Here is a 25,961-nt window from a genome sequence, read left to right on the forward strand (position 1 = left end):
CGCTCGCTTGTGCGGTGTCTTTTAGCCACCTAACACACTTCTCAAGAAGTTTCAGGAGGAGTTCACCGTGGCATATCAGGACATCTATGAAGGCTGGAAATCGGACCCGGAGGCGTTTTGGCTGGACGCTGCAAAGACGATTGACTGGGTCCAGCCGCCGACCAAGGCCCTGTTTGACGACAACGCCCCTTTGTATGAGTGGTTCAGCGATGCCAAGGTCAACACCTGCTGGAACGCAGTGGATCGACATGTTGAAAATGGGCGGGGCGAGCAGACCGCCATTATCTATGACAGCCCTATCACCCACACCAAGCGCGAGATTTCTTACGTGGAGCTGCGCAATCGTGTCGCCACCTTGGCTGGGGCATTGCGAGCCAAGGGCGTTCAAAAAGGCGACCGTGTCATCATCTATATGCCGATGATCCCCGAAGCGCTGGAGGCCATGCTCGCCTGTGCCCGACTGGGCGCCATACATTCGGTCGTATTCGGCGGCTTTGCCAGCAACGAACTGGCCGTACGGATCGACGACGCCAAGCCCAAGGCTATCATCGCAGCCTCCTGCGGGATGGAACCGGGCCGGGTGGTGCACTACAAACCACTGCTGGACGGGGCCATCGATTTGGCCAACCATAAGCCCGAGTTCTGCGTGATCTTTCAGCGCGAACAGGAAGTGGCCCAGCTGGTCGAAGGCCGCGACTATAACTGGCACGGCTTTCAATATGGTGTTGAACCAGCAGAATGCGTACCGGTCGACGGCAATCACCCGGCGTATATCCTCTACACGTCCGGCACGACCGGAGCGCCCAAAGGCGTCGTGCGCCCAACCGCAGGCCATTTAGTCGCTCTGAACTGGACGATGAAGAACATCTACGACGTCGATCCGGGCGATGTCTTCTGGGCGGCCTCAGACGTGGGCTGGGTCGTAGGGCATTCCTATATCTGCTACGCTCCGCTGATCCACGGCAACACGACGATTGTGTTTGAAGGCAAGCCCGTCGGCACCCCCGATGCAGGCACGTTCTGGCGGGTGATTTCCGAGCATAAGGTCAAAAGCTTCTTCACGGCCCCGACCGCAATTCGCGCGGTCAAACGCGAAGACCCAAAAGGCGAAATGCTGGCGAAGTATGACCTGTCCTGTCTGCGCGCCTTGTATCTGGCAGGTGAGCGCGCCGACCCCGACACGATCGAATGGGCTCAGGACGCTTTGAAGGTTCCGGTGATCGACCACTGGTGGCAAACCGAAACCGGCTGGACCATCGCCGGCAATCCGCTGGGCATCGAGGAACTGCCGATCAAACTGGGCTCACCCGCCAAACCGATGCCGGGCTATGATGTGCAGATTTTGGATGAGGGCGGTCACCCGATGAAACCCGGCGAACTGGGTGCGATTGCCGTAAAGCTTCCCCTGCCCCCCGGCACTCTCCCGACGCTTTGGAATGCCGAGGAGCGGTTCAAAAGTTCGTACCTGAATCAGTTCCCCGGATTCTACGAAACCGGCGACGCAGGCATGATTGATGAGGATGGGTATCTCTACATTATGGCGCGCACCGATGACGTGATTAACGTCGCGGGTCACCGTCTGTCGACCGGCGGGATGGAAGAGGTTCTGGCTGCTCACCCCGACGTCGCTGAATGTGCAGTGATCGGCGTGACGGATCAGTTGAAAGGTCAAATGCCGGTGGGCTTTCTTTGCCTGAACGCGGGCTGCGACCGCGACCATGGCGAAGTCGTTCAGGACGTGGTCAAACTGGTGCGCGAAAAGATCGGACCAGTTGCAGCGTTCAAACTGGCCGTTGTGGTCGACCGCCTTCCCAAGACACGGTCAGGCAAGATCCTGCGTGGAACGATGGTATCGATTGCAGACAGTAAGGAATACAAGATGCCAGCGACCATTGATGATCCCGCCATTCTGGATGAAATCACTGACGCGTTGAAATCTATTGGCTACGCGCAATAACAGATCAGCGGGCGACGATCCGTCGCCCGCCGCCTGTCTTTCTCTTGCAACCTGAAACAAGCCCCCTACTGTCGTCCCAAGACAGCGAGGGCCCATGACACAAACCGATATCTGGCGTTTGAACGCCACCGACCTGACCGCCTTGACCCGCAGCGGTGAGTTGAGCGCGCTGGAGGTCACTCAGAATGCAGTCGACCGAATGCATCAGGCCAACCCAGACCTGAACGCGGTGGTCGAAGACCTGAGCACCGAGGCGCTGGAGCGTGCGCGGGAACTGGATACGGCCGTGGCGGGCGGTGCACCTGCAGGGCCGTTGCATGGCGTTCCCGTCACTATCAAGATCAACGTCGACCAAAAGGGGCATGCGACCTCGAACGGTGTTGTTGCCCTGAAGGATGTGATCGCACCCGACGACGCGCCGGTTGTGCGCAATCTGCAGAATGCCGGGGCCATCGTGATCGGGCGGACCAACACGCCCGAATTCTCATTCCGTGCCGATACTGACAACCCGCTGCATGGCCGGACACACAACCCTTGGGGACGACATATCTCTCCCGGCGGGTCTTCGGGCGGGGCTGGTGCAGGAGTAATGGCCGGGATCGGCGCGCTGGCGCATGGCAACGACATCGGCGGCAGCCTGCGGTTTCCAGCGGCGGCCAATGGTGCGGTCACGGTGAAACCCGGATTGGGGCGTGTCCCTGCGTGGAACCCCAGCCAGCAAGCCGAGCGCGGAATTCTGGCTCAATCAATGTCGGTGCAAGGGCTGATCACACGATCAGCTGCCGACCTGCATCTGTCTATGCCCAGCCTGATCGCACCCGACCCGCGCGATCCGTTCCATGTTTCAAGGCCGTGGCGCGGAGAGGCCGCGGAAGCCCCGATCAAAGTGGCATTCACCAAGAACACTTTCGGCTATGCGCTGCACCCCGAGGTCGACAAAGCGCTGGATACGGCCCGTGACGCATTGGTCGACGCAGGTTATCAGGTGGAAGAGATCGACCCGCCCGACGTCTTCGAATGCGGGCGGTCAGGCTATCGCGCCCTGATGGGCGAAGTGCTGACCTTGATGCAAAAAGACATCAAAGCAGCGGGGTCCGAGACCATCCGCGAAATCTTTGACGTCTATTTTCAGGAGTTTCCGCCGATAGTGGAAACCGACCTGATCCGGATGTTGGCCAGGCGCAGCCATTTCGCCCGTGAATGGTCATTATTTATGGAAGACTATGCTTTGGTTTTGTCGCCTTTCCTGCCGCAACCGTTCTTCAAGCCGGATCGGGATACGGAAGGCGCTGAAGGCGTACATGAGGTACTTGGCTGCGCCGTCTACTCCTATGCGATGAACTTCCTTGGGCTGCCTGCTGCTTGTGTTCCGGCCAGACTGGCGGATTTGCCCAAGGGGCCGCAACCGATCAACGTTCAGATCGCGGCCCGCCGCTGGCGCGAAGACATGGCCGTAGACGCTGCCGCCGCGATTGAGGTGCGTGTCGGTCAGATGTGCCTGCCATTGTGGGAGAAGATGGGCGTGTAAACCGACTCCTGAACGAAAATAGACCCCGGGTTATTGTGCCCGGGGTCCGCATACTAAAATATGCCTGGATATCATTAACGAGCGTAGCACCACCTACCCTCGCCAGCGCTAAAACTGCGCAGTCGTTCGAAAACGCCGTTTGGTGGCCACTCACTCCCACCGAGACGTGTTCTCCAGGCAAGATCAGGTTAGCGGAAAGTTAATGAACCTCATGTGAACTGCTTCACACAAGTTCTAAAAATTTCGTAAGTCCGATAATTTAGGTGAATTGCTCGGAAATCAGGCGCTCTTCCAACCCATGGCCGGGGTCAAACAAGATGCGATGCTGGATTGAAGGTTCAGAACGAATCTCGACCCAGTCGATATCCGCAAAAGACACCGAATCTGCATCTGCCATTACCGGGCGTTTGTCCGCATCCAGAACGTCGAAACGTACTTTGGCAATCTTGGGCAACAGCGCTCCGCGCCAACGGCGCGGCCTGAACGCGGCAATCGCCGTCAAGGCAAGAACATCCGATCCGATCGGCAAAATCGGGCCGTGGGCCGAATAGTTGTAGGCGGTCGATCCGGCGGGCGTGGACAGCAAAGCACCATCGCAGACCAGTTCATCCATGCGCACCCGTCCATCAACGCTAATCCTGAGGCGCGCTGCCTGTGGCCCGGCGCGCAGCAGCGACACCTCGTTGATCGCCAGCGCCTCGTGCGTCTTGCCGGACTGATCCATTGCGCGCATGGCCAGTGGGTTGATGACTTCTTCTTCGGCTTCACCAAGACGAGCCATCAGGTCCTCTTCGTGGAATTCGTTCATAAGAAAGCCGATCGTGCCACGATTCATGCCATAAACCGGCGTATCCAGGTGTTGCATGTTGTGCAGCGTATGCAACATGAACCCGTCACCGCCCAAGGCCACAACTACATCTGCATCACGCGGAGCGGCGTTGCCATAACGTTTCACCAAAACGTCGCGGGCGGTTTGGGCCACTTTGACGTCACTGGCAAGAAAAGCGATTCTCTGAATCATTTGTTGTGGTTTCCGGTCTTGCACATTTGGTTCCGAAACAACCATACCTTTCCCCGATAGGCCAGACTTGACGCCGCAGCGGGCCAAATCGTCGCTTTACAGCTTTTGCGCATGTGCCGTTTCCGATAGGAAATCCGCAATATTGTTACCCAGCCATGTGGAGCGCCCATGAACGCCAATCTCCGTGATACCGGATTTTTCACCCAGTCCCTCGCCGACCGTGATCCCGAGCTGTTCGGCTCGATCACATCCGAGCTGGGTCGTCAGCGCGACGAGATCGAACTGATTGCATCCGAGAACATCGTCTCTGCCGCCGTGATGGAAGCGCAGGGCTCGGTTATGACCAACAAATACGCCGAAGGCTATCCCGGGCGTCGCTACTATGGCGGATGCCAGTACGTGGACATCGCCGAAAATCTGGCCATCGACCGCGCCAAGGAACTGTTCGGCTGCGAGTTCGCCAACGTACAGCCAAACTCGGGCAGCCAAGCCAATCAGGGTGTATTTCAGGCGTTGATCCAACCCGGCGACACCATTCTGGGCATGTCGCTGGACGCAGGCGGTCACCTGACCCACGGCGCCCGCCCCAACCAGTCGGGCAAGTGGTTCAATGCGGTGCAATACGGCGTCCGCAAGGAAGACAACATGCTGGACTACGATCAGGTCGAGGCGCTGGCGAAAGAGCACCAGCCCAAGCTGATCATCGCCGGTGGTTCGGCCATCCCCCGCCAGATCGACTTTGCCCGCATGCGTCAGATCGCCGATATGGTCGGTGCCTACCTGCACGTGGACATGGCGCACTTTGCTGGTCTGGTTGCAGCAGGTGAACACCCCTCGCCCTTCCCGCATGCGCATGTGGCAACCACCACCACGCACAAGACACTTCGCGGTCCACGTGGCGGCATGATCCTGACCAACGATGAAGACATCGCCAAGAAAGTGAACTCGGCCATCTTCCCTGGCATTCAGGGCGGCCCGCTAATGCACGTGATCGCAGGCAAGGCGGTGGCCTTTGGCGAAGCGCTGCGTCCCGAATTCAAAAGCTACATCCAGCAGGTTGTGACCAACGCGCAGGCGTTGTCGGATCAGCTGATCAAGGGCGGTCTGGACACGGTGACCCACGGTACCGACACCCACGTGGTGTTGGTCGACCTGCGCCCCAAAGGCGTCAAGGGCAACGCGACCGAAAAGGCTCTGGGCCGGGCGCATATCACCTGCAATAAAAACGGCGTGCCGTTTGACCCTGAAAAACCAACCATCACCAGCGGTATCCGTCTGGGCAGCCCCGCGGGCACCACGCGCGGCTTTGGCGAGATCGAGTTCCGTCAGATCGCGGACTGGATCATCGAAGTGGTCGACGGTCTGGCTGCCAATGGCGAAGACGGCAACGGCGCGGTCGAAGCCAAGGTCAAAGCCGAAGTCGCAGACCTTTGCGCGAAGTTCCCGATCTATCCGAACCTGTAGTCTACACGATGATCACAAATCAAAACGGCGTCCAATGGGCGCCGTTTTTCGTTGGGATTGCCGCAAACGCGATCAGATATAGCCGCGCCAGCGCAGGACAATAACCGCCAACGCTGCCAGCGCCAAAAAACCCAATGCCAGCGAAGCCAGAAAGCTCAGGAACCAGCCCCAGCGGCGATCGGCCAGGTTAATGCCGCTCAAATGTGTCTGAACCTCTTCAGAAGCTTTAACCAATTTCGGTGTGTCCAGCACCAACCGCAATTTGGGATGTGAGGCCATCTGTTCGGCACCGGCCAGCATCATTGCCTGTTTGTAGATTCGGCGTGGCAACCGGCGCTTGGCCTTGCGCACCGAAGCTGTCAGCGTCTGGTCCTTTACACCCAGCTTTTGACGCAACAATTCCACCGTCTGCGCGATCTGGCTTTGGATATCTGTGTTTTGCGACATAACGGCCTCCTGTCGGCGCAATCTAACCTCAGCCCGCAGGGGCGACAATGGGGCTGGTCGTTTGAAACGCGCGCAGGTATCAAACCAAAATGCTGAACACGATTATTCACGGTGAACCGACCTCGAACCCTCCTCTGCTGATCGCCCACGGGCTGTATGGATCAGCCCGAAACTGGGGAGTTATTGCGCGCCGGTTATCTGATGAGAGGCAGGTCATTGCAGTTGATATGCGTAATCACGCCTACAGCGAGTGGACCGATCAGCATGGCTACCCCGACCTGGCCGAGGATCTGGCTGAGGTAATCCGACACCATGGCGGCAAGGCAGATATTGTCGGCCATTCAATGGGCGGCAAAGCAGCGATGACGCTGGCGCTGCGTCACGGCGACTTGGTGCGAAAACTGATCGTGGCCGACATCGCGCCGGTCACATATTCGCACAGTCAAATACAGTTCATCGAAGCCATGCGCGCCGTAGACTTTTCAACGATCACAAGGCGCTCGGACGCCGAGGGACAGTTGGCCGCGCAGGGCGTGGAAAAGGCACTGCAGAGCTTTTTTACCCAATCTTTGGATATCAAAGGCAAACGCTGGCTTCTGAACCTCGACACGCTGGCGACCGAGATGCCAAAGATCATGGGGTTTCCGGAAACGGACGCGACCTGGGAAGGCCCGGCCCTGTTTTTGTCGGGCGGAGACTCCGATTACGTCCTACCCGAGTATCGCAGCACAATCCGCGCACTGTTTCCCGCGGCACGATTTGCGAAAATCCCCGGCGCGGGCCATTGGCTGCACGCCGAGAAACCTCGTGAGTTTGAAGCCGCTGTCAGGACCTATCTGAACGCCTGATCAGGCCGCGTTCTGGTACAGTCGCTTCGCGATCAACCAGGACACCGGTATAGCGGCCACACTGCCCGCAGCGGCTGCTGATACGATCGCGACTGTCGACATCAGGCCCGCCGACAACACCGCAACTACGGCTGACCCGGCCAAAGCAGTTGCGATCAAAGTATACAGAATAGAGGCAAGGCGTATCATCGTCCGTCTTTCTTTGTTGAAGCCTGACGATCACATTAAACAACTGGGAATTGATACGCCTTGATCTGCGTCAGAATTTGACGGTACGAGGCCAAAAATCAGGATACTTCGCCGCCGCCATTGACCCAATCCACCAGACCACCGACGTTATAGACGTTTTCATACCCCATATCTTTCAACAACTTGCCCGCCAGCGCCGCTCGACCACCTGCCGCGCAATACAGCACGATTGCGCGGTCTTTTCGTAACTCAGGGTCATGAGACTGCAAGGCGTCATCTGCGCGGAATTCGAGCATACCGCGCGGGATATGATACGCGCCCTGTGCGCGGCCCGATTGCTGCAGCTCGACCGCGTCGCGCACGTCCAGCAACAACGCGCCCTGGCCGATAAGGTCTTTTGCGGTGTTTGTATCGATCCGTTCAACGGCAGCGTTTGCTGCTTCCATCATCTGACTTACGGTCAATGGCATAAAGTGCCCCCTTTGGTGAATTTCACCAGAGGCTAACACGCTTATTCGGGAAAGAGCAGACCGATAAGGCGGTCAATGCTCGCGGAACGCGCGCGACATACTGTCTGTCACAGGTTTTGCGATATAGGCCGCAAAGGTGCGTTCCTCGGTCTGGATCATGATTTCAGCAGGCATGCCGGGTGTGGGAACAAACCCACGTACACGGTCCATCTCGTCGGGTTCCAACGAGATGCGTGCCAGATAGACCTCTTGGATGACGCCTGCCGAATCTTCGACCAACGCGTCCGCCGAGACATAGTAGACCTCGCCGCTGAGTACAGGAGTGGTTCGCTGATTCAGTGCGACCAGTCGAACCGTTGCCTGCTGACCGGTCACGACACTGTCGATTTCGGTCCGGGGGATCTGCGCTTCGATAATCAGCGGCGCATCCTTAGGCAGGATTTCCGCGATCGGTTCACCAGTTTCGATTACGCCACCAGCAGTGTGATAGTGCAATCGCACTACAGTGCCTGTCACCGGAGCCCGTACAACCGCACGGTTCAAAACGCTGCGGGCTTGCCGGGATTTTTCGCGAACGCTTTCCAAATCAGCGGCAATCACGCCCAATTCGTCCAGCGCCGCCTCGCGATAGGCGGACCGTGTGCGGGAAATCTGTTCTTCGTATTTTAGGATCATCTGATTGATTTCAGCCGTTTCAGCCGTCAATCGCGCCTGCTGGCCTTCGGCCTCGGCCTGCACACGGCGAATCGTGTTGATATCGCCCTTGCGCACCAATCCCTTTTCGAACAGGGCTTGTTTGGTTTCAAACTCTTCCTGCAGGATTTCCGAGCGCCGCACCATGCTTTCCAGCTGTGCTTCAAACCCGCTTGAGCGTATTTTTAGCGCTTCCATATTGCGTTGCAACAAAGCGATATCGTTCAACAATGTTTTGCGGGATACATCAAAGCTGATCTTTTGCCCGTCCAGGATTGCCATCACTTCGACATCGTCTGATGCTTCAATCAGTTCAGGAGAAAACTCAAGCCGATCAAGCTCATTGTTTTCAGCGGACAGGCGTTCAGACATGGCTTGCAGACGGGTCATGCGGATGAACAGTTCGCGTTCATTTGACTCGGCCGAGGTCTGGTCGAGGGTCATAATCACCTGCCCTTTGATAACGGACTGACCTTCAATAACCTTGATATCCTCGATAATCCCACCTTCGAGGTGCTGTACGATCTTGTTCTGGCCTGTCGCAACAAAGCTGCCTTGTGCGATCACCGCCGCAGCCAACGGCGCACGGAAGGACCAGATGCCAAATCCGCCAAAGCAAACCACCAGCATGATTATTCCGATGACAACAAAGCGGTGGATCGTACGCGGTACCTCGGCATACCAAACAGTTGGGTCCTTGGGATCGTTGTTTACGGGTACAAGTTCGTTCATGCCGGTCCCCCCTGCTGTGACTGAATGCCGGGTCTGTTCCCGCGAGAGGCATTCAACTGTTGCAGCACCTGTTCACGTTGACCAAACAGCGCCACGCGACCATCCGTCAGCAGCATGATCTTGTCGACGACGCTCAGCAGCGTCGGTTTCTGAGTGATCACCACAACGGTAATCTTGTTTTCCTTGGCCTGTGCAATTGCCCGCGACAGCGCCTGATCACCGGCAACGTCCAGGTTCGAATTCGGCTCGTCCAGAACCACCATGCGCGGATTGCCAAAGAACGCGCGCGCCAGTGCGATCCGTTGCTTTTGGCCGCCCGACAACGGCGAACCATCCGCCGCAACAACGGTTTCATAGCCTTGCGGCAGCGTGGCGATCATGTTGTGTACATCAGCCAGAACAGCGGCGTCGTGGATTTGCTCATCTGTCGCATCTGCACGCATCCGACCGATATTGTCTTTGATCGTCCCGGGGAACAGTTGAACGTCCTGCGGCAGGTAACCGATACTTTCACCAAACTGGCGCGGATCCCAATTTCGGATATCCATCAGATCCAGACGGACACTGCCGGATGTCGGCAGGATCGACCCAACCAGCGTTTTGCCCAATGTGGTTTTGCCGGCCCCGGAATTACCGATTACGGCAAGTGTTTCACCAGGGTTGAGCGAAAAGCTAATCCCGTTCAGGACAACACGTTTGGTGCCACCCGGAACATAGAGCAAACGTTCCACATCCATGCGTCCTTCGGGACGCGGCAGGCGCAGCTTTTCAAACTGCAGCGCCGAATTGGACAGAAGGTTCTTGATGCGCCCGAAGGCTGCGCGCGTCAGTAGGAATGTATTCCAGCCTTCGATCGACCCTTCGATGGGTGCAAATGCGCGCCCGGCGATGATCGAGGCAGCAATTACCATACCACCTGTTATCTCACCCTGCAGAGCTAAAAACGCGCCCCAGCCCAGGATGGCAATCTGTGTCAACAGGCGAACAGCGCGTGAGATGGCCGCAAAAATCACGTTACGGTCCTGCGCCCGCACCTGCCATGTCAGGGATTGAGCCGTGTCGCGACCCCAGATGCGCACCGCCTCTGGGATCATTGCCAGAGCATTAATGATCTGGCTGTTACGTGCCATAGAGTCGAGGTGCAGATTCGCCATGGATTGGGACCTGTTCGCCTCAGCAAATGGTTTGGCGGTCATTTTCTGGTTAATCAACGCGATAATCATCAGCAACAGCGCCGTGACAATAACGATTGATCCCAGCTGCGGATGCACCAGGAAGATCATCAGGATGAACAGCGGCGCGAATGGCACGTCTAGAAATGAGATCAGCGTACCTGACACCAGAAACCCGCGCACTTGCTGCAGATCGCCCAGCGTCTGGTATTCGCGGCCGTTGCCATGTAGCGACGCGTGGGCTGCCGCACTCAACACGGGTGCACCCAACCGCGCGGCAACCTCGACCGCTGTGCGCATCAGAATAAAGCGACGCACCGCGTCAAAGGCCGCCTGGAAGATCACTGCCCCCGCAACAATAGCGGTCAGCATGATGAGCGTATCCAGTGACCGGCTGGTCAGCACCCGGTCGCTGATTTGAAACAGGTAGATCGGGATCGCAAGGATCAGGATGTTGGTTGCACAGGTCAGAACTAAAACAAATGCTAAATTGCGCCAAATCGCCTTTAAAGAGGTACGCAGAGTGTTCTGAAAATCCTCTGGCGGCGTGCGTTTGTGAAATGTCTGGGGTGGCCCGTTGCCGTCACCTCCGCCCGTTTTTCGGAGTTGCATCGGCTCGTTCGCCTTAGCCTCGATAGTGGCACCTATGCGTTCACCACCCTTCGAGCGCGTTTGGGGGGTCACCCGCGCTGTCGTCTCCGTGGCGGTGTTAGGATCGGGGCTTTGGGCTTCTTCGGCCACCCCAGCGTCGCGGCCCTGGGCATTCTGATCTTGAGCGGGCTGCGACTGTTCGCGCCGGGGGGAAGCTGCGGCACGAATTGGTGGTTCCGATCTGGGTTTGGTCGCCGACTTATTGGGCTTCACAGCTTTTGCGGCGACCGCATCATCCTTTTTCGCAGTCATCTGGGGACTGTCCTTTGGATCTGGCACACGCATTTCTTTGTTCAGACGCAAACATTGCGCTTTAGCTGTTTTTGGTTGGGGGCCATCGCTGCCATTTGGCTGCGTTGGTGCACCAACGCCCTCAATATCAAGCGGGCTGGCATCAAGAGAACGACGCGACGAAAAAACAATCGACATTTTAAAACTTTCGGAGCACTCGTAACAAATACAATCTTTACGCTAACACGGATTGACCAAAACGGATAGAAAATTCACGCCAACATGCTTTGCATCGCATCATCGGTGCTTGCAATCTCGGAAGGCGTAAGGTCCGATTGGGCCTGAGCAATAGCGTTTTCGCCAGCCGCTGCTGTCTCTTCCATAAGTATGGCAATGGCTTCATTGGCCAACTCAGAAGCGTCTGGCACTTCAGGGATGTCCAGCAACTCAGCCTGGTGCAACAGCAGTTCCGAATACTCGCCACCAGCCGCCATGACGGTTGAATCGACACCAACCTTGGTGACGTTGGCCGCATTCAACAGCGCGTTTCCGGCACCGTTGACCACCGCATCAACGGCGGCAGCACCATCAACCGAAAGATCGTCCTGATCCTGCAGCAATGTAACCTGTTCGACCGAGTTGATCTGCACCAGATCCCCTTCGATCTTCAGTACGCGGATCAATTCCATACCGGCATAGTCGGGATTGGATGTCAGAGCGTCCTCAAACGCTTCGCGATCAATCTGCTGCAGCGGCATGGCCTCGGCATGGGCCATGTCCAGCTCTTCAACCGTGTCTTCGCCGGTCGTCGTCAGAGAAGCCTGGTTCATGACCAGATTGTCGTCACCTTCTTCCGGCGTGTTGCCATTTCCATATACGTCGTCATCCAACAACGCGATGGTCTGGTGCAGCATATCGACCGAAACCATGTTTCCGCCGATCATGATCAGATCATAGAAGTTACCCAACTGAACGATGTTGGTCACGTTGGACAAGACGTTGTCACCCAGCGTGAACAAGCTGGTCGAAGCTGAGATTTCCGTGCTGATTTTGTCGATATCAGTGGCGTCGATCACCTGCTTTATAAAGTTCGTGACCCATAAATCGCCTTGTATCCATGTAACCGAGACAATCGGATCCGCACCCGGCTCCGCTACACTGTCGTCTTGCCACCATTCTTCGCTGGATTCCGTCCCGATATATGAGGCCTGAACCACATTGGTATCGCTTTGAACGCCGGGGCCACCCTGATCGATGTCAGAAACGACTGCCACCTGGCTGACCACCGTAAGGTTAACGGATTTTCCGCCCACTGCGATAACAGGAGCATCCACCCATGCCACCGTGATGGCGACTTGGTTCACGGCGAGGTTTCCGCCCGCGATAACTGTGTGGCCCTCGCCGAACTCATCGTCATCCGAACGATCCCATTCGGCCGGCATCATGTCCGGCGCATCATTCTCTTCTTCGTCTTCATCTTCAGTCTGATGGTGCGCCGGCAGAAGGTCGTTCCAGTCCGGGATTTCTTCGACGACTTCGCCATTCACGATAACGCCCAGCGCGTCCTCGCCGTGGAACTGGTGGATGGTTACGCCTTCGATTTGAGAAATCATCGGCGACTGCATCTGATCAGCCAGGCTTTCGAGGTATTCCAGCGACTTATAGTCTTCAATGTTCAAAGATGGCGTTGCAATTGCATGCATCGACAAGGCGACATCCAGCATCTGCTGGCCTTGCGCAATCTGGATTTCGACATCGCGGAAATCGCCATGCCCAACCACGTCGTTGTCGCTCATGACAATTGTCTGGAAGTTATAGGTTACGGCTGATCCGATGATGAGCGGCGGGACCTGTGGGTCCAAAATCAATATAGCTGTCTGCGCTTCACCAAACTGCGCATCGGGGATGTATGAGGCTGGTCCAAAAGCCTGACCGGAAAACATCTCGCTCGTTTCAAGTGGCCCATCAGGTATGGGCGGCAGGGGAAGATCAGGAGGCGGCGGCAGAAGTTTATACGGAAGTGGTTCGTACTGACCCGGATCGAGTTTCAGATCTGCCTTGACCTTGATGGTGATCGGGTCTTCGAGTTCGTCCAGATCGTTCTTGCGCCGTAGCGCGGTAAATTCTTCGTACTGCTCCCGCAGACGGACTTGTTCAATAGTAAGCTCAAAGGTTCCAACAAAATGCGCAATCGTTTCTGTAATACTGTCGAGAGACATATCGGTTTCCTTTTCCCCGCCCCGGCCTAAAATTTCCGCTTTGGGTTTGTTGTACCGAGGCCGCCTGTCGCGGCCTCGGCAGTTTCGTCAGATGGTCGGGGCCCGATAATTCGGGCCCTGACTGCAACTTACACGTCAGTGTCGTCGCTGTTGTGGGTTGCGGTCATCGCGCCACCAACCATGGTCGTATCGACCGAGTTACCAAGCACGTTGGCACCCATGACGATCGACTGGTTGAATGCCGATGTGTCCACCACGGCCGCTGCCGAAGCATAGGACTCACCGTTGACGATACCGTCTCCGGCATTGCCCGAGCCCCACGATCCAGCGTCACCGCCAGCACCGCCAGCACCCGAGTATGCACCCGAGGCCGCGCCACCATCGACGTCAGCGCCGTAGGTTTCACCACCGTTAGCCGTGCCTGCTGCACTGCCAGAGGTTCCACCGTATCCGGCACCGGCACCGCCGCCGCCACCGACACCTGATTGTGCTGCACCAGTGGCGCTGCCCGTTCCGGTCGAGGTTGCGTCGTTGTCGGACATCGCGTCACCGCCATACCCGGCAATGGCCTCTGCCATGCTGTCAGCCGAACCATCAGTGTCAGCTTCCGAGAAGACGTCGGACATTCCACCGTCACCGGCGGTGTTCACCGCATCTGCAGAACCGGCACCTGTGCCCGTGGACGTCGCGTCCTGCTGGACAGCACCGCCGCCTCCACCAACACCGTCAGCGGTCGCAGTACCGGTACCATTGGACTGTGCCCAACCATCGACATCGTTGGTTCCACCGTCACCGGCATTGTTTTCCGCACTCTGGTTGTTGTCGGCTTCACCGTTGGCGTCGCCTGGCGATTGTGTAACGACCGGACCTTTGGCGTCCTGATCACCTACGCCCTGAGCATCGGCTTGCGAGTCAGCTTCACCGCCGTCTGCACCAGCATCGCCTCCGGCACCACCGACACCAGCTGCGCCTGTGCCGTCGCCACCGTCGCCGTTGCCACCGTCAGCTGCACCGCCGACACCTGTAGCACCGGCACCGCCGACACCAGTACCACCGGTACCCGTACCGCCTGGGCCGTTGCCACCGTTGGCAGCGCCGCCAACGCCAGTAGCACCGTCACCACCGTCGCCGTCGCCGCCATCACCACCAGGGCCGTTGCCGCCGTCACCAGCACCACCAACACCAGGGTTACCACCATTGGTGTCACCACCGCCGTTGCTTGCGCCAGCTGCGCCATTGTTCTGACCAATCAGACCGTTCTGCTGGTTCAGAGCTGCAAGCGCACCGTCGACTTGACCGGACGTTCCGCCAGTTCCGTCGCCGCCGTCACCGTCGCCGCCGTCACCGTCGCCGCCTTCGTCACCGTCGCCGCCGTCACCGTCGCCGCCATCGCCTTCACCGGCAGTTACTTCACCAGCGTCGCCGTCGCCACCTGGGCCATTGCCGCCGTCACCGTCGCCGCCGTTGCCGCCGTCGCCGTTGCCGCTGTCGGCATCACCGCCGTCACCGCCGTCGCCATCGCCGTCCCCGCCGTCGCCGTCGCCGCCATCAGCGTCACCACCGTCAGCATCTGCATCTGCTTCCGAACCTGCACCCGCAAGGCCAAGACCGATGTTACCACCAGATGTGGAGTCACCGTTTTCGGCTTCGGTTTCGCTTTCGTTCAAAGCACCGCCAAGGTTGCCAGCCAGACCGCTTCCGCCGTTTGCGTCATCGGCTTCCGATTCATTGTCAGCTTCGGAATCGACTTCAGTGTCGGCTTCGGAGTCGTTGTCTCCACCTTCCGAAGAACCGTCATTGCTTGCTCCGGAGAGACCAAGCCCAACGCCAAGTCCGATCGAACCAGCGTTGCCGCCGTCGCCACCATCGCTATCGATGTCGACTTCGGTTTCGCTTTCATTTTCGGCATCCGATTCAGCGTCTGCGTCGCCACCTTCACCGCCGGTGCTGTCGCCATCCGCATCTGCTGCAGAATGTCCGACTCCCAGACCGAAGTTCAGTGCGTCACCGGAGTCACCACCGTTTCCGCCATCGCCGTCACCGTCGGCATCACCGCTATGACCACCAAAGGCCGCTGTGTGCCCGCCGTAGGTTTCGCCATAAGCGTCACCGGCAGTGGTCTCGCCACCATCGCCAGAGTTTCCGCCATCAGCACCTGCGCTGATGCCGTCGCCAGAAGTTGCGTCGCCGCCTTTGGCATCGCCCATCTGCTTGAAGGTACCGTCGTTGTTCACTTCGGCGTTTTCAAGAGTATCGTCATCGCTCAGGTTGGCATACTGGCTGTTGATCGCCGACATTGCGGTTGTTGTACCGCTCATGTCGATGTTCAGGTTCAGATCATCGCCGGGATCGTAGTCGATATCGCCACCAGCGGTGATCACATCACCAAATTCTGAACCGTTAGCGTCGATGTCAACGACATCATCATCGCTCGGCATACCTTCTTCGCCGAAATCGATGTGAACCCAGTTTGAGTTGTCATTTTCGTTGTCACCGTTGGTCTGACCTTGACCCTGGTGCTGGCCTTGATCCTGACCCTGGCCTTGTTCCTGGTCCTGACCTTGGCCTTGCTCATTGTCGACCTTGGTCTTCTGAGCTTGCTCTTGATCCTGACCTTGGCCCTGTTCGTTGTCGACCTTGGTCTTCTGTTCGGTGTTTTCAAGTTCGATGTCGGCTTCTTTAATGTTGACATCTTCTACCGGAATATAGACATCGCCGGTGTTAATTTCTTCTACGTCTACAACGTTGTTCTGATTGTTGTTACGTCCACGTGACATATTATTTTCCACTTATAAAGCGCACGGGCCATCATTCATCTACAAAACGGCTACTGGCGCGGTTGAACTAGGAAAAACACACAGGCGCAAAACGCGCTTGGTGCGGTCTCGTTTAGTGAAGTATCTCCCACCCTCCTTTCTCGGCTTAGCCGACTTCGTGTCTGCAGAAATGGCTCGCGTTAATGCGCGATTCGCCGACACTTCAGGAATTATGACTTCAAAATAGAAGCAGCCTCATGTTTGCAGGCCGAGGGCGAGCTGAATAGCTACCCTAAAGCACTAGAACGCTCAGTGCCTTGTTTTCATTGCCCTAAAACTTCAGTGGATGAAAAAGCCCGCTTTGCCAGCCTGCGCGGCAAGAATGAAACCAGCAGTTTAGGAAAGCTAACGATTTCTTCTACTTAAGCGGGAAGCGGTATAAGTAACCTAATCGAAAGTATTAGAACTGTTTTGACACGATTACCGACGGCGTTGATGAAACTTGTACTTTCCGCTATAGTCACAGCTCTATACTGTTAATCACTTCAAATTCTGCACTACGTGTACTGGTTACAATTTCGCCGCATTTTTTCGCGGTGTGGGTAAATTAAGGGGGGAATAATGGGCATTCCGTTTCAGGATAGTGCTGTTCCAAACAATTCTAATCCCGAAGAATTCTCGATCAATTTCGTCGGCAAAGAACTCTTCTATTCAGACCAAACCATTCATGGTGTTCAAACCGAATTCGGCGTGATCACACGCCGGATCGAAACAATTGACGCGCTGCCTGCGTCAAGCGGCTCGGACGTAGGGGCCGGAAAGGTGGTTGTCGTCGATCAGATGATGCTGGACGACCTGCTAAACCGACCGAAGGCCTATACGGAAATTGCTGGATCAGGAAGCCTGGCCTTTGCCTATCGCAAAGAGGAAGCGGCCCGACTGGCGTTTGAAAAATGGGATCGCGGCAAATTCGGCGACATCGGATACCTGCCGATGAACGTCGCACCGGATGTGTGGCGATCCATATTGCGGCTGCTGTTGCATGAAGAGCTTTATCTTCCATGTTTTCTTGCAGATTGCGTTGCGCACGCCCCCACGTCTTCAAATAGCGTTGCGGCAGCGGCATCTACTCCAAGCGATCTTCACCCGACATACTCAAAACTTACGCGCCGGGAAAAACAGGTGCTGAAACTGGTGTCGAAAGGTCAAAGCAACAAGATCATCGCATCAAACCTCGGCATCACCGAACACACAGTCAAACTTCATATGCATAATGTGGCGGGCAAGATCGGTGTCAGCAACCGGACCGCAGCCGCACAATTCTATTTCGAGGTCGCGTCGGATGAAGCGCGAGAATTGCCCGTTGACTGACGATTTCGAAGCCCGTTTTGACCGCCTGATCCTAATGGTCGGCAAGTTGAACTACATGTGGACCAACACGGAAAGCCTGTTGATCCACCTGATTGCCGGGTTGACCCGAACTAGTAAGGATATTTCGGTCATCATTTTTCTGACGCTGAACACGACCCGCGCGAGAATCGATCTGGTCGAACGGCTGGCCAAGATGGAAGGTCGCCCGCCAGACATACGTGACCCGATCCTTAAGCACACGCAGCGCCTCAGCAAGCTGTCGGGCATTCGGAACAGATACAACCATTGCATCTATTCCTTCGACCCCGACAGCGGGAACCCCAAAACCATCCTGATGCGCATTGCAGATCGGAAGACGGACATCAAACTGGGTCGTCAGGATACCGTTGATGAGGTCGCGATGAAGGAAATCGAAAAAGTGGTCGATCAGCTATCCGTGGCAAACCGGGATATGTGGAAACTAATCAACGATCTTGGGTTTCCGACCTAAAAGTTGTGCGCTGGTGCGGGCGGTGGGACTCGAACCCACACGGGCGTACGCCCTTCAGATTTTAAGTCTGATATGTCTACCATTCCATCACGCCCGCTCAGCGTGCCGGGCCGACGTTGGACCTCAGGAACTCAGTAAGGCCATCAGGTGATGAATACAATGTGTTTCGCCCGGGAAAATTCGGATTCAAAACGTTGAGGCATTGCTAGACTTTTTCCTTCTTACGCATCCCAATAACACCTCGATCACTTTCTTTTGGGTTGCATGACACTTGCCTAACATCCGCTTACGGTTAAGTTCGTGCCGCAGAGCAGAAAAGTAATTGAGTCTAATCGTGAGCACCGAGCACAAGTCCTTTGAGGATCGTATCGCGCAAATTAACAAACGCACGGAAGAAACAGCCAGCCAGAGACCCAAACCCAAAACCGAAAGCGTCTGGAAACGCCTCGCGTATCCTGGCGCGTTCGTGGGTGCATTTGCACTAGGGTCCGTGGTGGTTTTCCTGACCCGCTTCATTCAATTTCAAATGGTGGGCGTGCCGGAAGCTGGCAACGTGAACGCGCAGGATTTCATCGGTATCGCAATGGCCAGCTTGGCGGGGATGGTCATTTCTATGTTTCTGAGAGACAAACAAAAAGAGTTCGCAAGTGCCAGCACCGTTGGAGTCTTGCTGACAACCTTCACTTTTCACAACCTGGTTTGGGCCTACCCTGTTCATTTCGAACAGATGTATAGTGAGGACTGGGTCGAGTTCATGCAAAAGATCACTGAGCCCTCCAGTCTTTACGTCTTTGGAATCACTATAGGCTTAAGCTGATCCGCAAGTATCGAACTGGGCGACTTTGTAGCCAAACGGCTCCTGTCAGAATTCAATGCGGCAATACATTTATTTGTTGCGCCGCGTCAGTCAATGCCCTGCAAATTTCCCAGAACCCGGGAGCCTTGGCGCCGTGGGACCTCAGATCAGAACCAACCACCATGAATGAACATGTTTCGCGCTATGCAACCGGGACCGGTTCGTTAGCATGGTCAGGCCGGTAAGCCTCAGCGTTTTTAAGTTTGGAGATTTAGTGGTGCACCTAAAGGGAGAAACATCGAACTCGCTATTCATAGAATTGGCCCGATGTGAGGCGTCGCTTTCGCTAGTTATGAATTCTAGATAGGCGTCCGTTCTGGTGACAGGTTTCTGTCGCCTGCAAAGTGTATAGGCGAGGCTTGCAAGCAGGCTAGTCTCGCATAGCCCTTGCCATCCCATAAGAACAGGAACCACAGTATCCGTTGTCGAGCATAGTATACTCTTCCAGCGTGAGACTCGTCCCGCAAATCGAACAGGATTCATCCAGAACGAAACCGCAATCGAAACACATGTTGACCTCACTGTTCTGCACGAAGGTGTTGCTGGAGTCACAGTATGGGCAATCGTGGATTACTGGTTCTAGGCCCTCTTTTGCGGCGATATAGTCATCCGCCCCGAAAGAGGCGACGACAGCCATCGCAATAGAGGCCTCAGAGCTATGCACTTCTCCACATTGAGCGCACTTGGCGTTGAAGTTCTCTGGGTTTTTATTGGTGGGGTCTTCTTGGCCGACTAGAGATGATCCGCAGTTGTCGCAAATCATTCTATCAATGCCAGTAACTTGCTTAGGCCAATTGATAGACGCTAGCTCACTTAGGCAACGCTTTTGAACCTTTTCATATGCTGTGCGCTTTTCAAGAATAACGTCCCATGCATCACCAAGTTCTTCTTTCGGATCCTCTTCAAGAATATCGAAGAAATCGACTACCATCGGGAATGAAGAGGCAATTGCTTCCGCCAAAGCCTCAACAGGTTGGGTAAGGTGGTGGTGCTCTGCTTCGTTTCTGAGTTTTCGAAGCTTATCAAAGTCACCCTCTGGCCATTTGAGACCAAAATCCTTGAAACGGCCCTTCATTTCCTGAAAATCGACGGTCTTCCATCCGACCACGGCGATGTTCACACCTCCAGCGCCGTCCGAGACTGGCTTTACCTTTGCACCGATTACGTGCAGTGGGTCCGCTACTGGGGCAGCACGCACCAAACACTCTTTGGCAAGTAAAAGAACACCGGCGTAGTAGTTGCGAGCCGCCGAAATCATTCGGTCGTCTTCACCAGTTTCAAAATCCTCTATCCCTAAACGAATTGAAGTAACGGCATTCTCAAACAAAGCAGACACTTGAGTCTCCGGTAAGGTATTTGACTAGAAGGGGATATTCTCCTTTTCGTTATCGGGATCAACCCTACTAATCTCCTGAGCCGCAGCTTTCTCTTCTGCTAGTCTTGCTTTGTTTTCACGCCGTGCCTTTGAAAGCTTTTGACGAATGGAGTTCATTTCGCTGGCAAGTTTTTGACCGCGATGACTGGAGGCCCCCACAACCGCTCGGATACCGCCTAAGTGCGAAAGAAGTCGGACCGAGCAAGCTTCCATTTCTTCTTGTGTCTGCGCGGCTTTTAGTTCGGTCCAAAGTTCCTTTGAACGCAACTCAAGCCTCTTCGGTACAATCAGATTCGCACCAACAATCCCAATTCCGGTAACAAAGACTGGCCGATTGCCGGTCTGGGTTCTGAGTTTGTGAGATTTGAGACCGCTCTGCGCCACGAGTTTCCTCACGTCGGCACGAAAGTTTCCCGTGATCCTCAAACCAGAAATGGTCAAATCATCAACCCAAACTGTGTAGCTTAGGTCATCTTCAACGCAACGATCCGCAATTCTGTCGAACATCGGGCGGTGTACCAGCGAAGCAAGCACGGGCGTTAGAGGTGAGCCGAAACAGGCGCGGTCGTCTGCTGTCGCAACGTGTGCGATAAGCCCCGCCACATCCGCCTCCATCTTAAACTGTTCCATTAGCGAGTTTCGGATCATCTGCCGTGTAGTCGAGGGGTAAAACTGTTTCAGATCGAGTGTGAGAAACTGCGCCGCTTCCAGATGTGCAACTGCATTGTCTCGCTGAGCACGTCCCTTACGTGGACTCATGAGGTAACTAGGTTGGGCAATCTTGGACAGATGGTACTTTAATCGTTCGTGTACGGAACGTAGCCTTCCTTCCGGATAGACCAAATCACGCGTTTTTCCATTCGTCTCGATAGTTCGCCGGACTAGAAATTGCTCCTTATAACGCGGTGTCGCCAGTCTATTTAAATCGTCCTTGCTTTCCCGAACCAGCTCAGCAATGTCTCGTTGCGAGGGTTTTTGAGCAAATGGGGATCGTTCAAGAGGATATTTCTCTCCGGACTTGAGCCTATACCGTTTCCGCATCAACTGGCTCCACAGGCTTGAGCTTTCGAAGAACGCGCAACGCTGCATCAGCGACTATCAATCGCCCTTTGCGAACAGGCCCTTGCCCTTCGATCTCCTCTGCGAAGAACATCAATTGAGATTTCTTGACTCCGAGGGCTACGGCATACCGATCAAGTGTTTCGAGCGTAACAGACTTCGTTCCACGCTCTATCTCTGAAACCATGGCTTGCGACATACCCAAGGCGTCTGCCATCTCTTGCTGGGAATAGCCCCAATACATACGAGCAAGCGCAAGTGCTTCGTTGATCATCTGTTTGTGAGGATCAGCCATTTGAGTTTCCAGTAAGGGCTATAAAGGGGTCATCACTTACTCCCACCATGACATCAACAGGTCCAGGACCCGAAGGATGTTGACGACAGCGATCCAAATGTATCGCCGCCAAGATGGTTTTTTGCGATGCCGCCGCTGGCGATGAACTTTCTTTTCTCGCATGCTTACTGCTCCTCTGTTCCGGCCAACACAAGCGTTGGCCCCCGTGGGAACGAGGAATGCGATCAGCGACGTTTGACCCCTTCCATGCCGCGCCCGGTCCCGGGCGGGCGCGGCGCGCTGCCACGGTCCATCCAGAGACACAGGAACTAGACGAAGGCTCTAAGCCTTCACAGGGCCTCTGGCCCCAGCCTTTGTCGGGTTCTGCACATGCAAGTTTCATCACGCCTTCAACGTAGGCGGTGGCGAGGTCGACTTCAAGTCAATTATTGCTCTCAGCGATAATTAAATTTTCGAGCCAAAAAATGAAGCGATTCGCTGCAACAGGAGTGTCACGGAAAGTGACATGTGAGTTTTTCCGAAATTTCAAATGTGCGTTTTTCCAGTTCGCAACTTGAGTGCCTCAAGAAACGTTGAGTTCGAACGCTCAAAATGTGCGTTTTTCCAGATTCCCCGATGTGCTATTTTCCAAAATTCGTGTCATTTATTCTAACCTTTTCAGTAGCTTAATCTTCGAACTATTCTGATCGTATCCCTCGGACGTCAGCCGAGAGAGTACTGAAGTCAGCAAATAAGGAGAGTTCGAACATGTCAAACATCGCCAATAGCTCAAACGTTATCCCATTCCCTACAGCAAAGGGCGTTAATCCCTGCGCCCGGCCTGATTTGAGCCAATACGAAGACCATCTTCGCAATTTCGACCTGACGTCTAAGCAACGAAAAGAGTTTCTTGATGCCCTTTGGACTCTGCTCTCGGGATTCATCGACTTGGGCTACGGACTGCACCCGACCCAGTTCCCCGACATACCTAATGACCTTGATGCAACAACAGTCGGTTCAATTGAACAGCATTTCAAAGATGCGGCTTAGCGTCGGACGATCGGTTTCGAAGGCCTACGAGCAGCGGGCGCAATCTGCTGTTCGTCTCCAAGCAATAAAGGGTGAATGAGTTATGGACAAAAATGATGTTGAACCAACAAAACAGAAATGCGCAATCTACGTACGCGTATCCTCTGCGAAACAAGTTAACGAAGGGTCCGGTCTATCTAGTCAGGAGCAAAGCTGCCGCTCGTACGCGAAAGAGAACGGCTATGAGGTCGTAGAAGTCTTCAGTGACATAGTCTCGGGTACGGCAGGGGAACGTACCGGTACGAAAGCGTTGGTTCGGTACCTCAGAATGCATCGATCCGAAAAGCTAGTTGTGGTGGTGGATGATATTGATCGCTTTGCGCGCGACGTGTCCGTCTATAGTGATTTGCACAAGCAAATTGTTGCCGCAGGTGCACGCCTTGAAAGCCCAAAGTTCAAAATGTCTGAGGAAGCACATTCGATATTCGAACTGAAGCTTCGCGTTCTGTTGGGAGAGTTGGAAGTCGGAAAAAACAAAGAACGTTCACGAGACAGGGTCATTGCGCGTCTCCAAACAGGGTATTGGACATTTTCAGCCCCAGTTGGCTACGAATACAAAAGACGTGGTCCTGAGGGCAAAGTTCTTGTTCGTGTTGAGCCAACGGCATCAATTCTTGCCGAAGCGCTTGAGGGCTATGCAAGCGGTCGCTTTCAATCCCAAGCCGAAGTTAAGCGATTTCTGGACTCCAAAAGCGAGTTTCCGAAGGACTACAGGGGTACTGAAGTCAAATATGACAGAGTAAAACAGTTTCTGACGAACTTGCTGTATGCCGGTTATCTGGAACGGCCGGAGAGAAACATTCCATTGACCAAAGCAGTGCATGAGCCGCTCATCTCCTATGATACTTACCTGATCATCCAAGACCGCCTCAAATCTTCTGCGGTCGCGCCAGCAAGAAAAGACATCGACTTGGACTTCCCACTGCGTGGATTCATCAAATGCGCAAAGTGCGGTCGAAAACTCACGTCCTGTTGGTCCAGAAGCGGAACCGGGGTCCGATATCCGTATTACCTTTGCCAATATCGTTCCTGCTCAGAGAGGGGAAAGTCAGTTCCTCGCGACCGACTTGAAGGCTACTTTGAAACGCTTCTGCAGTCTGTAGAGCCATCGCCCGCTACATTTGAAGTCGCTGAGAGAGTATTTCGTGATGCTTGGGAGCGGCGAGGAACGTGGGCAAAGACAGAAGCCGGACGGCTAAAGCAACGCATCACCCAAATTGAAAAAGAGTGTTCGAACTATCTCAGTCGTGCCGCTCGAACTCAAAATGACGAATTTGCTGCGGCATATGAATCCAAAGTTATGGGATTGCGAACTGAAAAGGCCAAAATCGAAGCAGAAATCGACAGAATGACATTTCCAGAGCGTTCATTTGATGAAATGTTCGAACTCGCCATGCAATTTCTCTCAAACCCCTTTAAAATATGGGAGAAAGCTAGCTGTACGTTGAAACGAGTAGTCCTTAGGCTCGTATTTTCCGGCCCAATAGAGTTTGACAGAACTGATGGTGTTCGAACTCCAAATACTACCTTACCTTTCAAGGCGTTAGGCTTCATTGAGAGTAGTGATTTGAAAGTGGTGCCCCCACACGGACTCGAACCGCGGACCTACTGATTACAAATCAGTTGCTCTACCAGCTGAGCTATAGGGGCGCTGGGTGTCGATTACTTTCTCTTTTGACGGACTGCAAGCCTCAATTTTCATCCAAACTTAGGGATTTTGGATTTTCCTTGCGATGCGGCCGTTCACCCTTAAGTGGTGGGTGTGGATTTGACTGTCTCCGGCACAGCCTGTAACTCGACAGGCGGGTTCAGGAATGCAAGGACAAGAACCAAACATGCAGTTTGCTATCCACGCAGGTGCGGCTTTTACCGATGAAGGGCGGCTGCTCAGGTCGTTGCAAGTCAATGGGGACTTACTGACTCAAAATGGCGTGGCTGTCTTCGGTCCTCGCCGTTTCCGGCAAGTGTTCAAACCAGCATTTCAGGCGTTGAATACACGCCCCCCGTTGCCTGATGAGGTTGAAAGTATTCGGAGCAATCTGCCAATCCAACCTTGGGTGAAGCGGGCCATATTCGTCAGCGAAGACTTTATCGGCGAGAAAGACGTGGTACTTTCGGATGGGCAATTCTATCCTTTTGCAGGCAAACGCCTTTCTGTTTTGGAAGAGTCCTTTGGCGATTGTCAGCTGGAATTGTTTCTGGCCCTCAGAAACCCCGGCAGTTTTATCCCCAAGCACCTGATGTCCCTGCCAGAACAGGCGCGCGAGGGCGTGATCCGCAACAATGATATAAGTCACCTCAGCTGGGTCAGGATGATCGAAGACATTCTCGACTTTGCCCCAGGAGTGCAGATCACCTTGTGGTGCAATGAGGACATCCCGCTTATCTGGGGTGACGTTGTTCGCAGCGTCGGCGGACTATCTTCCGATGTTCCGATCAAAGATGAGTATGACCTGCTGATCTCGTTGCTGACCGAGGAAGGTCAAGCGGAAGCGCAAGCAGTCCTAAACCAGGAAGCGACGCTTTCACGGACTGAGATTCGGGATACACTTTCCGATGTTCTGGAAAACCATGCCCAACCGGAAAAAATGGAAGAAGAATTGAACCTGCCCGGATGGAGCGATGAGATCATCGACGCGTTTTCCGAACTGTACGAACAGGATCTCACCAAGCTGGAAACGATGGCCGGGGTGAAGGTTCTAAAACCCTGACCCCGGGGCGACTTACATGCCCAGCGCTTCCTTATACATTTCAAGCACCGCTTCTTCTTCGGCGATATCGTCCTTGTCGCGCTTGCGCAGCGCGATGACCTTACGCATCACTTTTGTGTCGTATCCGCGCGCTTTGGCTTCAGCCATGACCTCTTTCTGCTGTTCCGCCAAATCTTTTTTTTCGGCATCCAAGCGTTCGATCCGTTCGACGAACTGACGCAGCTCACCCGCTGTTACACGGTAGTTGGCGGCGGCCTGATCTTCGGTCACGTCTTCCATAATTATCTCTCCAAAAGGCTGCGATCTGATGCATTAGCAATGGCAGTTAGCCGGATACATTGCCGCCGCGTGGGCTGCA

General features: G+C 55.0%; 22 protein-coding genes and 2 tRNA genes. 10 read left to right on the plus strand and 14 right to left on the minus strand.

What is annotated here, in order from left to right:
• Positions 1–67 precede the first annotated feature (67 nt).
• Positions 68–1,957 carry a propionate-CoA ligase PrpE gene (prpE, locus tag GOW92_RS12340; RefSeq protein WP_170560913.1) on the plus strand — a complete coding sequence of 630 codons (1,890 nt, stop codon included), beginning with the start codon at positions 68–70 and terminating at the stop codon, positions 1,955–1,957.
• 94 nt (positions 1,958–2,051) lie between these two features.
• The gene (locus GOW92_RS12345; protein WP_170560914.1) at positions 2,052–3,485 is read left to right on the plus strand and encodes an amidase family protein; all 1,434 of its coding nucleotides are present in this window, start codon (positions 2,052–2,054) and stop codon (positions 3,483–3,485) included.
• A 259-nt stretch (positions 3,486–3,744) separates the two neighbouring features.
• Here the strand turns inward: GOW92_RS12345 and GOW92_RS12350 are convergent, their stop codons facing one another.
• A complete protein-coding gene (locus GOW92_RS12350) occupies positions 3,745–4,506 on the minus strand; it encodes an NAD kinase (protein ID WP_170560915.1) in 762 nt (253 codons plus the stop codon).
• A 168-nt stretch (positions 4,507–4,674) separates the two neighbouring features.
• On the opposite strand from GOW92_RS12350, the gene glyA reads away from it, so the two are divergent.
• Positions 4,675–5,970 (plus strand): serine hydroxymethyltransferase, encoded by a 1,296-nt coding sequence (gene glyA, locus GOW92_RS12355; RefSeq protein ID WP_170560916.1) that lies wholly within the window; start codon positions 4,675–4,677, stop codon positions 5,968–5,970.
• A 72-nt stretch (positions 5,971–6,042) separates the two neighbouring features.
• Here the strand turns inward: glyA and GOW92_RS12360 are convergent, their stop codons facing one another.
• The gene (locus GOW92_RS12360) at positions 6,043–6,417 is read right to left on the minus strand and encodes a hypothetical protein (RefSeq protein WP_170560917.1); all 375 of its coding nucleotides are present in this window, start codon (positions 6,415–6,417) and stop codon (positions 6,043–6,045) included.
• 89 nt (positions 6,418–6,506) lie between these two features.
• On the opposite strand from GOW92_RS12360, the gene GOW92_RS12365 reads away from it, so the two are divergent.
• On the plus strand, positions 6,507–7,265 hold the full coding sequence (locus GOW92_RS12365; RefSeq protein ID WP_170560918.1) for an alpha/beta fold hydrolase: 759 nt from the start codon (positions 6,507–6,509) through the stop codon (positions 7,263–7,265).
• Here GOW92_RS12365 and GOW92_RS12370 read toward each other — a convergent pair whose 3' ends face one another.
• From GOW92_RS12370 to GOW92_RS12395, 6 genes are all read right to left on the minus strand, one after another.
• Positions 7,266–7,454, minus strand: coding sequence for a hypothetical protein (locus tag GOW92_RS12370; protein ID WP_170560919.1), 189 nt, complete (start codon positions 7,452–7,454; stop codon positions 7,266–7,268). It lies immediately after the preceding gene.
• 98 nt (positions 7,455–7,552) lie between these two features.
• On the minus strand, positions 7,553–7,924 hold the full coding sequence (locus GOW92_RS12375; RefSeq protein WP_170560920.1) for a rhodanese-like domain-containing protein: 372 nt from the start codon (positions 7,922–7,924) through the stop codon (positions 7,553–7,555).
• A 72-nt stretch (positions 7,925–7,996) separates the two neighbouring features.
• Positions 7,997–9,349 (minus strand): HlyD family type I secretion periplasmic adaptor subunit, encoded by a 1,353-nt coding sequence (locus GOW92_RS12380; protein ID WP_170560921.1) that lies wholly within the window; start codon positions 9,347–9,349, stop codon positions 7,997–7,999.
• Positions 9,346–11,424 carry a type I secretion system permease/ATPase gene (locus GOW92_RS12385; RefSeq protein WP_438826352.1) on the minus strand — a complete coding sequence of 693 codons (2,079 nt, stop codon included), beginning with the start codon at positions 11,422–11,424 and terminating at the stop codon, positions 9,346–9,348. Before GOW92_RS12385 ends, GOW92_RS12380 begins: the two co-directional genes overlap by 4 nt.
• Positions 11,425–11,675: 251 nt before the next feature.
• Positions 11,676–13,622, minus strand: coding sequence for a type I secretion protein (locus GOW92_RS12390; RefSeq protein ID WP_170560923.1), 1,947 nt, complete (start codon positions 13,620–13,622; stop codon positions 11,676–11,678).
• Positions 13,623–13,750: 128 nt separating this feature from the next.
• Positions 13,751–16,399 (minus strand): hypothetical protein, encoded by a 2,649-nt coding sequence (locus tag GOW92_RS12395; RefSeq protein ID WP_170560924.1) that lies wholly within the window; start codon positions 16,397–16,399, stop codon positions 13,751–13,753.
• 600 nt (positions 16,400–16,999) lie between these two features.
• Here GOW92_RS12395 and GOW92_RS12400 point away from each other — a divergent pair.
• Entirely contained in the window at positions 17,000–17,749 is a 750-nt protein-coding gene (locus tag GOW92_RS12400; RefSeq protein WP_170560925.1) for a helix-turn-helix transcriptional regulator, read from the plus strand.
• Positions 17,721–18,239 (plus strand): hypothetical protein, encoded by a 519-nt coding sequence (locus GOW92_RS12405; protein ID WP_254453020.1) that lies wholly within the window; start codon positions 17,721–17,723, stop codon positions 18,237–18,239. The genes GOW92_RS12400 and GOW92_RS12405 overlap by 29 nt, the downstream gene beginning before the upstream one ends.
• Before the next feature lie 11 nt (positions 18,240–18,250).
• Here the strand turns inward: GOW92_RS12405 and GOW92_RS12410 are convergent.
• Positions 18,251–18,336, minus strand: a tRNA-Leu gene (locus GOW92_RS12410).
• A gap of 237 nt (positions 18,337–18,573) precedes the next feature.
• Between GOW92_RS12410 and GOW92_RS12415 the strand changes: the two genes are divergently transcribed.
• Positions 18,574–19,056, plus strand: a complete 483-nt coding sequence (locus GOW92_RS12415; protein WP_170560926.1) for a hypothetical protein — start codon at positions 18,574–18,576, stop codon at positions 19,054–19,056.
• Positions 19,057–19,465: 409 nt separating this feature from the next.
• Here the strand turns inward: GOW92_RS12415 and GOW92_RS12420 are convergent, their stop codons facing one another.
• From GOW92_RS12420 to GOW92_RS12430, 3 genes are read right to left on the minus strand one after another with little or no spacing between them, the layout of a single operon-like run.
• Complete coding sequence (locus GOW92_RS12420) at positions 19,466–20,431, minus strand: hypothetical protein (RefSeq protein ID WP_170529346.1); 966 nt, start codon at positions 20,429–20,431, stop codon at positions 19,466–19,468.
• A gap of 24 nt (positions 20,432–20,455) precedes the next feature.
• Entirely contained in the window at positions 20,456–21,511 is a 1,056-nt protein-coding gene (locus GOW92_RS12425) for a hypothetical protein (protein ID WP_170560927.1), read from the minus strand.
• Entirely contained in the window at positions 21,495–21,824 is a 330-nt protein-coding gene (locus GOW92_RS12430) for a helix-turn-helix domain-containing protein (protein WP_170560928.1), read from the minus strand. The genes GOW92_RS12425 and GOW92_RS12430 overlap by 17 nt, the downstream gene beginning before the upstream one ends.
• Before the next feature lie 747 nt (positions 21,825–22,571).
• Between GOW92_RS12430 and GOW92_RS12435 the strand changes: the two genes are divergently transcribed.
• Both GOW92_RS12435 and GOW92_RS25340 read left to right on the plus strand, forming a co-directional pair.
• A complete protein-coding gene (locus tag GOW92_RS12435) occupies positions 22,572–22,853 on the plus strand; it encodes a hypothetical protein (protein WP_170560929.1) in 282 nt (93 codons plus the stop codon).
• Between the two features lie 82 nt (positions 22,854–22,935).
• On the plus strand, positions 22,936–24,504 hold the full coding sequence (locus GOW92_RS25340; RefSeq protein ID WP_368040292.1) for a recombinase family protein: 1,569 nt from the start codon (positions 22,936–22,938) through the stop codon (positions 24,502–24,504).
• On the opposite strand, the gene GOW92_RS12445 is transcribed toward GOW92_RS25340, so the two are convergent.
• Positions 24,467–24,542: transfer RNA gene (locus tag GOW92_RS12445), tRNA-Thr, on the minus strand. The two genes, GOW92_RS25340 and GOW92_RS12445, sit on opposite strands and share 38 nt — an antisense overlap.
• Before the next feature lie 185 nt (positions 24,543–24,727).
• Between GOW92_RS12445 and GOW92_RS12450 the strand changes: the two genes are divergently transcribed.
• On the plus strand, positions 24,728–25,603 hold the full coding sequence (locus tag GOW92_RS12450) for a hypothetical protein (protein WP_170560930.1): 876 nt from the start codon (positions 24,728–24,730) through the stop codon (positions 25,601–25,603).
• Positions 25,604–25,615: 12 nt separating this feature from the next.
• Here GOW92_RS12450 and GOW92_RS12455 read toward each other — a convergent pair whose 3' ends face one another.
• Complete coding sequence (locus GOW92_RS12455; RefSeq protein WP_058272185.1) at positions 25,616–25,882, minus strand: DUF2312 domain-containing protein; 267 nt, start codon at positions 25,880–25,882, stop codon at positions 25,616–25,618.
• Positions 25,883–25,961 lie beyond the last annotated feature (79 nt).

It is taken from the genome of Ruegeria atlantica (assembly GCF_013032505.1).
GTDB lineage: Bacteria > Pseudomonadota > Alphaproteobacteria > Rhodobacterales > Rhodobacteraceae > Ruegeria > Ruegeria atlantica_F.